This is a genomic window from Bacillus sp. FSL H7-0578, from assembly GCF_038630855.1.
GTDB classification, from domain to species: domain Bacteria; phylum Bacillota; class Bacilli; order Bacillales; family Bacillaceae; genus Bacillus; species Bacillus safensis.
The window spans coordinates 1,397,729-1,409,559 of sequence record NZ_CP152045.1; the positions used below are offsets into that span (position 1 = coordinate 1,397,729).

General features: G+C 42.0%; 8 protein-coding genes. 7 read left to right on the top strand and 1 reads right to left on the bottom strand.

All coding sequences use genetic code 11. From position 1 onward, the window contains the following. Window positions 1-51 precede the first annotated feature (51 nt). A complete protein-coding gene (pyc, locus tag MHB41_RS07145) occupies window positions 52-3,498 on the top strand; it encodes a pyruvate carboxylase (protein WP_061109796.1) in 3,447 nt (1,148 codons plus the stop codon). A gap of 251 nt (window positions 3,499-3,749) precedes the next feature. After that, window positions 3,750-5,186, top strand: a complete 1,437-nt coding sequence (locus MHB41_RS07150) for a deoxyribodipyrimidine photo-lyase (RefSeq protein ID WP_267542768.1) — start codon at window positions 3,750-3,752, stop codon at window positions 5,184-5,186. A 37-nt stretch (window positions 5,187-5,223) separates the two neighbouring features. Here the strand turns inward: MHB41_RS07150 and MHB41_RS07155 are convergent, their stop codons facing one another. Next, entirely contained in the window at window positions 5,224-6,147 is a 924-nt protein-coding gene (locus MHB41_RS07155) for a heme A synthase (RefSeq protein ID WP_034281657.1), read from the bottom strand. A 393-nt stretch (window positions 6,148-6,540) separates the two neighbouring features. Between MHB41_RS07155 and cyoE the strand changes: the two genes are divergently transcribed. The 5 genes from cyoE to ctaF all read left to right on the top strand — a co-directional run bounded on the left by cyoE (window position 6,541) and on the right by ctaF (window position 11,804). Continuing rightward, window positions 6,541-7,458: a heme o synthase gene (gene cyoE / locus MHB41_RS07160; RefSeq protein WP_034281660.1), complete on the top strand. Its 918-nt coding sequence runs from the start codon at window positions 6,541-6,543 to the stop codon at window positions 7,456-7,458. Window positions 7,459-7,737: 279 nt separating this feature from the next. Beyond that, complete coding sequence (gene coxB / locus MHB41_RS07165; protein WP_061109797.1) at window positions 7,738-8,805, top strand: cytochrome c oxidase subunit II; 1,068 nt, start codon at window positions 7,738-7,740, stop codon at window positions 8,803-8,805. A 175-nt stretch (window positions 8,806-8,980) separates the two neighbouring features. Beyond that, entirely contained in the window at window positions 8,981-10,852 is a 1,872-nt protein-coding gene (gene ctaD / locus MHB41_RS07170; protein ID WP_061109798.1) for a cytochrome c oxidase subunit I, read from the top strand. Continuing rightward, entirely contained in the window at window positions 10,849-11,472 is a 624-nt protein-coding gene (ctaE, locus tag MHB41_RS07175) for a cytochrome c oxidase subunit III (protein ID WP_087977219.1), read from the top strand. The genes ctaD and ctaE overlap by 4 nt, the downstream gene beginning before the upstream one ends. Before the next feature lie 2 nt (window positions 11,473-11,474). Next, entirely contained in the window at window positions 11,475-11,804 is a 330-nt protein-coding gene (gene ctaF, locus MHB41_RS07180; protein WP_024426910.1) for a cytochrome c oxidase subunit IVB, read from the top strand. Window positions 11,805-11,831: the final 27 nt, after the last annotated feature.

Sequence of the window (11,831 nt, forward strand, 5' to 3'; positions counted from 1 at the left end):
TCCTTTATTATAGAGTACATATAAAATTTTAAGGGATATGGAGGAGTGAGAATGTCACAGAGAACAATTCAAAAGGTTCTAGTTGCAAACAGAGGGGAAATCGCTATCAGAGTCTTCAGGGCCTGTACGGAGCTCAACTTACGTACAGTGGCCATTTATTCCAAAGAAGACTCGGGCTCTTATCATCGCTATAAAGCTGATGAAGCATATCTAGTTGGAGAAGGGAAGAAACCGATTGATGCCTACCTCGATATCGAGGGGATCATCGAAATTGCAAAACGAAATGACGTGGATGCGATTCATCCAGGCTACGGATTTTTATCCGAAAACATTCATTTTGCAAGACGATGCGAAGAGGAAGGCATTCAATTTATCGGTCCAACTTCTCAGCATTTAGATATGTTTGGAGATAAAGTAAAGGCGAGAGATGAAGCGAAAAAAGCTGGTATTCCAGTCATTCCAGGAAGTGACGGACCAGTTGATTCGGTCGAAGAAGTCGAAAAATTCGGTGAAGAATACGGTTACCCGTTTATTATTAAAGCTTCACTAGGCGGCGGCGGCCGGGGTATGCGGATTGTCAGATCAAAAGAAGAGCTGAAGGAAGCTTATGACCGTGCGAAGTCAGAGGCCAAAGCTGCTTTTGGAAATGACGAAGTATACGTTGAAAAGCTGATTGAAAATCCAAAACATATTGAAGTGCAGGTGATTGGAGACAATCACGGCAATATTATTCATTTATATGAGCGTGACTGCTCTGTTCAAAGGCGGCATCAAAAGGTCATTGAAGTGGCGCCAAGTGTGTCTCTAACAGATCAATTGCGTGAAGATATTTGCGAAGCGGCTGTCCAGCTGGCCCAAAATGTATCGTACATTAATGCAGGGACTGTAGAATTCCTAGTTGCAAATGGAGAGTTTTACTTTATTGAAGTCAATCCAAGGGTGCAGGTAGAACACACGATCACAGAAATGATCACAGGTGTCGATATCGTTCAAACTCAAATTCTTGTTGCAAAGGGGCATAACCTTCACAGCAAAGAAGTTGGTATTCCAAAGCAAGAAGATATCTTTACACACGGCTTTGCCATTCAATCAAGGGTCACAACAGAAGATCCTTTAAATGACTTTATGCCAGACACAGGAAAAATTATGGCCTACCGCTCAGGTGGGGGATTTGGTGTACGTCTTGATACAGGGAACAGCTTCCAAGGTGCGGTCATTACACCTTATTACGACTCACTATTGGTCAAGCTGTCTACATGGGCGCTCACGTTTGATCAAGCGGCTGCTAAAATGGTTCGAAATTTACAAGAATTCAGGATTCGCGGGATTAAAACTAACATCCCATTTCTTGAAAATGTGGCTAAGCATGAGAAGTTCCTAAAAGGGGAATACGATACATCGTTTATCGACTCAACGCCAGAGCTATTTAATTTCCCTAAGCAAAAAGACCGCGGAACGAAGATGCTGACTTATATTGGTAACGTTACCATTAATGGGTTTCCGGGTATTGCGGAGAAAAAGAAGCCTCATTTTGACAAGCCAGACGTACCGAAGCTTCCTCTTAATCAAGAGATTCCGTCTGGGACAAAACAATTGTTAGATACGCATGGACCTGAGGGACTTGCCAACTGGGTAAAAGAACAAAATAACGTCCTTTTAACTGACACAACCTTTAGAGATGCGCATCAGTCTCTGCTTGCGACACGCTTCAGAACACATGATCTAAAGAAAGTTGCCCAGCCGACAGCAGGTTTATGGCCAGAGCTGTTTAGTATGGAAATGTGGGGCGGGGCTACATTTGATGTTGCGTACCGTTTCTTAAAAGAAGATCCTTGGGAACGATTGAAAGAGCTTCGTCAAGAAGTGCCAAACACGCTGTTCCAAATGCTGTTAAGATCATCAAATGCTGTCGGATATACAAACTATCCGGATAATGTGATCAAAGCATTTGTAAAAGAATCAGCCGAGGCAGGCATTGATGTGTTCCGTATTTTCGACAGCTTAAACTGGGTCAAAGGCATGACGCTTGCCATTGATTCTGTTCGGGAATCAGGCAAAGTGGCAGAGGCGGCGATTTGTTATACGGGAGATATTCTTGATCCATCTCGTCCAAAATATGATCTTGATTACTATGTATCTCTTGCAAAAGAGCTTGAATCTGCCGGCGCGCATATTTTAGGTATTAAAGATATGGCGGGGCTATTAAAACCGCAGGCAGCCTACGAGCTAGTCTCTGCTTTAAAAGATGAGCTTACGATCCCTATCCATCTTCATACGCATGACACGAGTGGAAATGGACTGTTCACCTATGCAAGAGCGATTGATGCAGGTGTTGATATTGTGGATGTTGCCGTCAGCTCTATGGCAGGACTCACATCGCAGCCAAGTGCAAGCTCACTTTATTATGCTTTAGATGGTCATGAAAGAAAGCCAGACATGAACGTCCAATCTGTCGAACGCCTTTCTCAATACTGGGATTCCGTCAGAAAATACTATCATGAATTTGAAAGCGGCATGAATTCGCCTCATACAGAAATTTATGAGCATGAAATGCCTGGCGGTCAATATAGTAACTTGCAGCAGCAGGCGAAAGGTGTCGGTCTTGGCGAGCGCTGGAATGAAGTAAAGGAAATGTACAGACGTGTGAATGACATGTTTGGTGATATTGTAAAGGTAACACCATCCTCTAAAGTAGTTGGAGATATGGCACTTTATATGGTGCAAAATGATCTAACAGAAGAAGATGTTTATGAAAAAGGCGCAACACTAGACTTCCCGGATTCTGTTGTGGAATTATTTAAAGGCTATTTAGGCCAGCCGCATGGCGGATTCCCAGAAAAGCTGCAAAAGCTGATTTTAAAAGGGGAAGAGCCTCTTACTGTCAGACCTGGTGAGAAGCTGAAGCCAGTGGACTTTGAAGACATTAAGAAGCAGTTCAAAGAATCTCATGACCTGACGTTAACAGAGCAAGACGCAATTGCGTATGCCTTATATCCGAAAGTCTTTTCTGAATTTGTCCAAACAGCAGAAAGCTATGGTGACATCTCTGTTCTTGATACACCAACGTTCTTCTACGGGATGAGGCTTGGAGAAGAGATTGAGGTAGAAATCGAAAAAGGAAAAACCCTGATTGTCAAACTCGTATCAATTGGTGAACCGAATCCAGATGCCACAAGAGTTCTTTACTTTGAGTTAAATGGCCAGCCGCGTGAAGTGGTGATTAAGGATGAAAGCATCAAATCCTCCGTTCAAGAAAAAATGAAGGCGGACCGTTCAAATCCAAATCACATCGCCGCATCGATGCCAGGCACTGTCATTAAAGTACTCGTGGAAAAAGGGCAGAAAATTTCACAAGGTGAGCATTTGATGATCAATGAAGCCATGAAAATGGAAACGACTGTACAAGCACCATTTTCTGCGGTCGTAGATGAAATACATGTGACAAATGGAGAGCCGATTCAAACCGGTGATCTGTTAATCGTATTAAAGCCTGAATAAGAAGTGAGACACATCCACCGTGATGTGTCTCAGCGTGTAGACAAACCCTCGCATTCTTTGTCAGTCCTGTGCGCTGGTGCTCACGAATGTCAAATTCGCTCTGCAAAAGTAGCTGTACTTCCTAGACTGCAAAGGTTTTCTATCACGCTGAAAAGAAGACACATCCACCGTGATGTGTCTTTTTTTTTGAGCGCATTAAAATGTGCAGCAGCCAGTGAGAGTGATTACACTATAGAGTGAGGTGAAGAAGGTTGGACAACATTGTTGTGATTTGGTTTCGCCGGGATATGCGATTAGATGATCATATCGCCTTGTCAAAAGCGATCACATATGCAAAAAAACACGAGTACAAATTATTTGCTCTTTATCATCTAGATCCATTTTTTACTGAAATGGACCTCGATTTAAACAACGAACATTTTTTTCAAAGCTTGGCGCATTTTATCAAGAAAGCAAGAGAATCTCAAATGTATGTTCATCTTCTCTATGGGGATGTCTTGCGTGCCTTTCAGCAAGTTATCGATGTGTATGACATCAAAGCTGTCTTTTTTAATGAAGATCAAGTGGGAATCGGTCAAAAGCGTGACCATCAAGTAACCGCTTTTTTAGAAAAGAAGGGCATTCATGTATCAAAATGGCAAGATACACACCTTCACGGGGCGCAAGATATTTTAAAAAGGGATGGCACTTATTATCAAGTGTTTACTCCATACTATCAATCATGGCGAAAGCAAGAGAAGCAGCCTGTGATAAAAGTTGACAAATCATTTCTCAGCAGCGCTCATACGATTTGTGATGAGTCACTTTCACACAAAGGGAATGACAAACTACGCAGCATAATCATGAGATGCTCAAGAAAATTTGATCAAATCGGCTCACACAAAGCGATGAACACGCTGCAAGACTTTATCCAAAAAAGACTAACACGTTACCATGAAAAACGAGATATGCCATCTGTTTTTGGAACGAGTAAGCTGTCACGTTTCTTAAAAACAGGGACCATCTCAATTCGAACGATCTTTCATGCGATTCATGAGGAGGGGCTGTTTGAAGACGAGGGTCGAGAAACCTTTATCAAAGAGCTGGCGTGGCGAGATTTTTACCATATGATTTATGCTCATTATCCAGAGATGAAAGAAAAAGAAATCAATTCAGCGTTTCAAGGGATGAAATGGAATGAAGATGAGACGCTGTTTGAAGCATGGTGTAAAGGTGAAACAGGCTTTCCTCTCGTTGATGCAGGGATGAGACAGTTAAATGAGGAAGGCTGGATGCATAACCGTTTAAGGATGGTCACCGCCTCATTTTTAACAAAGGATTATTTGATTGATTGGAGAAAGGGAGAAGCGTATTTTGCAAAAAAGCTTGTGGATTATGATGAGGCTTCGAATATCGGAGGATTTCAGTGGGCAGCTTCTGTTGGGACAGATGCCGTGCCGTACTTCCGTATTTTTAACCCAACGACCCAGTCAAAGCGGTTTGATCCAAGCGGGGAATATATTAGAAGATATGTACGAGAGCTAGAGCATGTTGAGGAAAAATGGATTCATGAACCAAGTAAAATGCCGATAGATGAACAACGGAAATCGAGCTGTGTGCTGGGTGATACATACCCGCTGCCGACAGTTGATCACAAGGAAAGACGCAAAAAAGCCATCTCGCTATTCGAAGAAGCAAAACGACAATAAAGAATCCCCCTCTCTACATGAAAGGGGGATACAATTTTTATCTAAATGGCTCTTTGCTTTCATATTTAAACCGGGCAATAAGTAAGCAGAAGTAGCATAGCACCCCAAACAAACAAGAAATAAAGAATGAATGAGCCAGCGCGTAACCAAGTGCAAGCTGAGAATAAACAGACATCACACCTGAAATGGCTTGAAGTGTAATCAGAATGGCTGAGATAATCCATCCATAATACAGCTGCTTCTGTTCTTTATAATGTTTTATGGCATGGAACATAGCGACAAATATCCAGACGAATAAAAGAAGTGCTGCTGCTCGGTGAGACATTTGAACCCACTGATTAAAATACGCTGGAAGCGCACCGTCTTTTGAACAAAACGGGAAGACAGAACAAGCAAGGCTTGACTTTGTATGTCTCACATAAGCGCCCGTATATACCACGATATACGTATACGTGATCAACCCATAAATATGGAACTGCATTTTTTTGCCGATATGAAGCGGCTTCACAAGCTTTGTTTCAGATCTGGTTGCTTCAAAGACAAGAAGTGCAAGCAGTAATACTGAAGCAAATGAAATGAGTGAAATACCGAAGTGCAGTGCCATCACAAGTGCGTTAGAACCAAATACGACGGCAAGAGCTCCTAACAGCGCTTGAAGCATTAAAAATATAATGGACATGATGACCAAAAATTTGGTTTCACGGAATACTGGACTAATTTTTTTCCAGCATAAGACCGCCAGTGCCAGAACAAGAATGGTGGAAACCCCTGTTGACATGCGGTGACTCCATTCGATGATGGAAGCGGGGTTCATTTCAGGAAAGAAACGACCGTGGCAAAGGGGCCACTGTCTACCGCAGCCAAGACCCGAACCGGTTTTCGTCACAAGCGCACCGCCAATCAGCACGATCAGCATCACAAACGTTGTGATCACGCTCAATAGCCTTAAAGCAAATTTCATCAAATTATTTCACCTTCTCTAAAAAACTTCTGATGTAAATGAAAACCTCACATGCTCTCAAGTTTAAGCCAAATGCGTGTTCTGTTGCAATTCATAATGACCAAAGTTCACAAAAAAATGATATGTCAGTTCACAAAGTTTACAGATTTAGAGTGCTTGATCTTTCTTTGACAGTCTGATAGAAATAGAGGAGAGAATATTTCATTTTGCACCGCCTTCTGAAACACACATATATCCTAATAAATTCACGAAAAGTTCACAAATAACTTCAAGTTTGTCGTTTATTATTTAATAGGATGTTTTTTTACAGCTGTTTATCTTGTATGATAGAGTTGTAATGATTTTACGTGTCATTCGTTCGTTTGAAGGTTTGGGCAAGGGAGGTTATACACATTGGCAAATTCCAAAACAGCCGCGGAAGCAGCTATTCATGGACAAATAGAAGAAACAACAGCGTGGAAAGATTTTCTTGCTCTGATTAAAATGGGCATCGTCAATTCCAATTTCATTACGACATTTACTGGAATGTGGCTTGCTTTTTATTTTACAGGTATGAGTTTTCTTGGAAATCTTGATATTGTGCTGTTAACAATGATTGGTTCTTCTCTTATTATTGCCGGTTCATGCGCAATTAATAATGCGTTTGACCGTGATATTGATATATTAATGGAAAGAACAAAAACAAGACCGACGGTTACAGGTAAAATTCAGCCGGGGCAAGCGTATGCATTTGGCATTCTGCTTGTTGTATTAGGACTCATTATGCTTCTGATGACAACCATTACATCAGCAGTGATTGGATTTATTGGAGTCTTTACTTATGCGGTTCTTTACACCATGTGGTCTAAACGCCATTACACCATCAATACAGTTATCGGAAGTGTATCTGGCGCGGTTCCGCCATTAATCGGCTGGACAGCTGTCACAGGTACAATCGACACAACGGCTTGGGTTTTGTTTATGATTATGTTCATTTGGCAAATCCCGCACTTCCTGTCACTTGCGATTAAGAAAACGGAAGATTACCGTAAGGCGGGCATTCCAATGCTGCCAGTTGTTTACGGCTTTGAAGTCACAAAACGTCAGATCATCATTTGGACAGCATGTCTTCTACCGCTTCCATTTTTCTTAGGTGGATTAGGATGGCCGATTGTCGCACTTGGTACATTGCTTAATATTGGATGGCTTGTTATTGGCCTTATGGGCTTTAAAATGAAAGACATCATGAAGTGGTCGACGCTCATGTTCGTTTATTCATTAAACTACTTAACCATCTTTTTCGTAGCGATGATTATTATTACACTATTCTAGAGTGAAATACACTTTGATCACAACAAAACAATGGCTATATCTTATAACACAACATTTTCTAACAACTATGAAAGCCGCCTGATATTCAGTTCTATTTAGGCGGCTTTCTGTTTATACATAGATGGTATTTTGAGTAAAAACATCATTTTTTTATGAAAAGAGGAAATGTAAGTGCTTTTATAAGAGGCGGGGGTTATAGATGGGTGAGAAGTGATTTTATAAATAAGAGGTAAAAAGCGAAAGGCAAAGGAGATCAAGCAAAAGGGGTTGGGACAAATTATGATAAGAAAATGGCGTGTTTATTCACTGTTTCTCTTACTGACGCTCGTTTTGGCGGGCTGTGGTGAACCATACTTATCAACACTCAAGCCAGTTGGGGAAGTAGCAGATAAACAGTTTTTCCTAACGGTACTGAGTACACTTATTATGGTTCTTGTCGTCATTGTTGTATCGATCATTTTCTTTTACGTCATCATTAAATTCAAACGTTCTAAAGTGGGAGAAGATACGATTCCAAAGCAGGTGGAAGGGAACCGCAACTTGGAAATCACATGGACAGCGATTCCGATTCTTCTACTCATTATTCTCGTTGTACCTGTTGTTGCATACACGCTTGAACTAGGGGACACAAGCGCTATGGATAAGAAAAAACGAGATCCTGAAAAGACACTTGTTGTTAATGTAAGAGCCAGCCTATATTGGTGGGAATTTGAATACCCTGATTATGGGATTGTCACAAGTCAGGAATTGATCGTACCAACAGATCAAAAGGTGTATTTTAAGCTGAAAGCATCCGATGTCAAACACTCATTCTGGATTCCATCGGCTGGCGGTAAAATTGATACAAACACAGATAATGAGAACAAATTTTATTTAACCTTTGACTCGAAACGAACGAAAGATGCAGGGGAATATTTCTACGGGAAATGTGCGGAGCTTTGCGGGCCGTCACATGCTTTAATGGACTTTAAAGTTAAAACGCTTTCTCAAGATGAGTTCTTAGGATGGACGAAAAAAATGGCTGATTACAAGAAGCCTGAATCCACAAAGGATCTCGCTTTAGAGGGTGAAAAGCTATTTAAAGAGAAAAACTGCTTAAGCTGTCACGCAGTAGAGCCTGGTGACAAGCGGCCGGAAGCAGCAAGGACAGCACCAAACCTTGCGACCTTCGGAGAGCGAACGAAAGTAGCTGGAATCAAAGACATGAACAAAGAAAATGTGAAAGCATGGCTGAAAGATCCGGAAAGCTTTAAACCAGGTAATAAAATGACAGGAACGTACCCTAAATTAAATGACTCAGAAGCAGATGCACTTTACGAGTATTTAAAAGGTCTTAGAATCGAGTAACGCCTAGAGCAAATATTCAAGAGGGTATGTGATCAATGTGAAGTTTTTGTTAAGAGCTCCCGAATATGTCTCTACAACCGAGAAGCCGTCATCTGTCAGACATAGTCTGCTTAAAGGATCGTGAAGAAAGACATCTATATGAAAAGGGGCAAATGGGAGATAAGAGGGGGATTTCATGGTGAGTACAATAGCTAAAAAGCGGGGGTTTGGCGCTGTCTTATGGGATTACTTGACAACGGTTGACCACAAAAAAATTGCCATATTATATTTAGTGGCAGGGGGATTTTTCTTTTTGGTTGGCGGGATAGAAGCGATGTTTATCCGTATTCAGCTAGCCATCCCTGAAAGTGATTTTGTCAGTGCAGGGGTTTACAATGAAATCATGACGATGCATGGAACGACAATGATTTTCCTTGCAGCTATGCCGCTTTTATTTGCATTAATGAATGCGGTTGTACCAATTCAAATTGGTGCACGTGACGTAGCATTTCCGTTTGTGAATTCACTTGGTTTTTGGTTATTCTTTTTCGGAGGAATTTTCTTAAACCTTGGATGGTTTATGGGCGGAGCACCTGATGCTGGCTGGACTGCATACGCTTCGCTCACGCTGAATTCAGAAGGGCATGGAATGGATTTCTATATTTTAGGTTTGCAGATTGCGGGTATTGGTACGCTGATTGCCGGGATTAACTTTCTTGCAACGATTATTAATATGAGAGCGCCTGGCATGACGTATATGAGAATGCCGCTCTTTACTTGGACGACATTTGTCGCCTCTGCACTTATTTTATTCGCATTCCCGCCGCTGACAGCAGGGCTTGCGATGCTGATGCTTGATAGAATGTTTGACACGAGCTTTTTCAATCCAGAGCTTGGAGGAAATACAATCATCTGGGAGCATTTGTTCTGGATTTTCGGACACCCGGAAGTATATATCTTGATCCTGCCGGCATTCGGAATCTTCTCTGAGATCATTCCGGTGTTTGCAAGAAAAAGATTGTTTGGTTACTCGTCCATGGTGTTCGCTACTGTATTGATTGGTTTCCTTGGATTCATGGTATGGGCGCATCACATGTTCACTACGGGGCTTGGACCTATCGCCAATGCGATCTTTGCTGTAGCGACCATGGCAATTGCGGTGCCAACAGGAATTAAAGTATTCAACTGGCTGCTCACGATATGGGGCGGTAATGTGAAGTTTACAACGCCGATGCTTTATTCTGTTGCCTTTATTCCGTCGTTCTTACTTGGCGGGGTAACTGGGGTCATGCTTGCGGCAGCTGCAGCGGATTATCAGTTCCATGATACGTATTTTGTTGTGGCGCATTTCCATTACGTCATTATCGGCGGGGTTGTATTCGGTATTCTAGCAGGTGTGCATTACTGGTGGCCGAAGATGTTTGGAAAAATACTGAATGAGAAGCTTGGAAAAATTGGCTTTGTGCTGTTTTTCATCGGTTTCCATTTAACTTTCTTTATCCAGCATTTTCTCGGTCTATGGGGCATGCCGCGCCGGGTCTTTACATTCCTGCCAGGTCAGGGTCTCGAGCTTGGGAACTTGATCAGTACGATTGGGGCACTGTTTATGTTTGTAGCTGTTGTGATCATGCTGATTAATATCATCTGGACAACAGCCAAAGGGGAGGGTGTATCGAGCGATCCTTGGGGAGATGGAAGAACACTTGAATGGGCAGTGTCTTCGCCTCCGCCAGAATACAACTTTAAACAGCTTCCGCTTGTCAGAGGACTAGATCCATTATGGATTGAAAAAATGGATGGTAAAAAAGGAATGACAGCATCTGAACCGCTCGATGATATTCACATGCCGAATAACTCCATCTTGCCTGTCATTATCTCATTCGGTCTATTTGTGTCAGCGTTTGGTTTCATGTATCGTCAAGAGCACAGCTGGGGGCTTCCGGTGATCTTCATTGGTCTTGGCATTACGTTTGCGACCATGCTGGTTAGGTCTCTGAAAGATGATCATGGATACCATATTCACAAAGAAGATTTGACTGACGACGATGATAAAGGGGTGAAAGCATAATGGAACCACAAAAAATGACGGCGGAAACCTTTCCGGCTTCTCCTGAGAAGGCCACGTTAGAAGGGAAGAATAAGTTTGTCGGGTTCTGGCTGTTTCTTGGAGGAGAAACCGTTCTGTTTGCATCGCTTTTCGCCACTTATTTGGCGCTGAAAAACTCAAATGCAGGCGGAGCAAAAACAACTGATATGTTTGACCTCACACTTGTCTTTATTGCCACAATGCTTCTATTAACGAGCAGTTTAACGAGTGTGTATGCCATGTATCATATGAAAAACTTTGCCTTTAAAAAGATGCAGCTTTGGCTTGGTATCACGGTCCTTTTAGGTGCTGGATTTTTAGGGGTTGAGATTTATGAGTTTTATCACTATGTGCATGCGTATGAGTTTACGATTACCAGCTCAGCTCTTGGTTCTTCCTTCTATACACTTGTAGGAACTCACGGAGCTCACGTTGCCTTCGGACTTTGCTGGATTACCGCTCTTATGATTCGAAATATGAGACGCGGACTTGATTTATACAATGCGCCGAAATATTATGTGGCAAGTCTCTATTGGCACTTCATTGATGTTGTGTGGGTCTTCATCTTTACCGTTGTATATTTAATGGGAATGGTGGGATAAGAATGGGAAATAAAAACACAAATCAGTCCAAAGTCGATCTTGTATATCGTAAAAAGAAAAATGCCGAGGAAATGAAGCATCAGCTCATTTCCTTCGGCTTGATGATTGGATTAACATTTGTTGCGTTTTTAACGATCGCCTCAGAAGACGTTGGAAATTGGTTCGCAGTACCATTTATTTTACTGCTTGCAGGCATTCAGGTAGCTTTTCAGCTTTATTATTTTATGCACATGAACCAAAAAGGGCATGAAACACCCGCCTTGTTTCTATACTCAGGTGTGTTTGTTGCGTTTATTACCGTATTAGCCTTTTTGACCATTATATGGTGGTAAACCCGCTTTGCCCTTGAAGGAGGCGCA

Coding starts and splice junctions, on each gene's coding strand:
- pyc (WP_061109796.1), top strand. CDS start 52: ATGTCACAGAGAACAATTCAAAAGGTTCTAGTTGCAAACAGAGGGGAA.
- MHB41_RS07155 (WP_034281657.1), bottom strand. CDS start 6,147: ATGAAATTTGCTTTAAGGCTATTGAGCGTGATCACAACGTTTGTGATG.
- coxB (WP_061109797.1), top strand. CDS start 7,738: ATGATAAGAAAATGGCGTGTTTATTCACTGTTTCTCTTACTGACGCTC.
- ctaD (WP_061109798.1), top strand. CDS start 8,981: ATGGTGAGTACAATAGCTAAAAAGCGGGGGTTTGGCGCTGTCTTATGG.
- ctaF (WP_024426910.1), top strand. CDS start 11,475: ATGGGAAATAAAAACACAAATCAGTCCAAAGTCGATCTTGTATATCGT.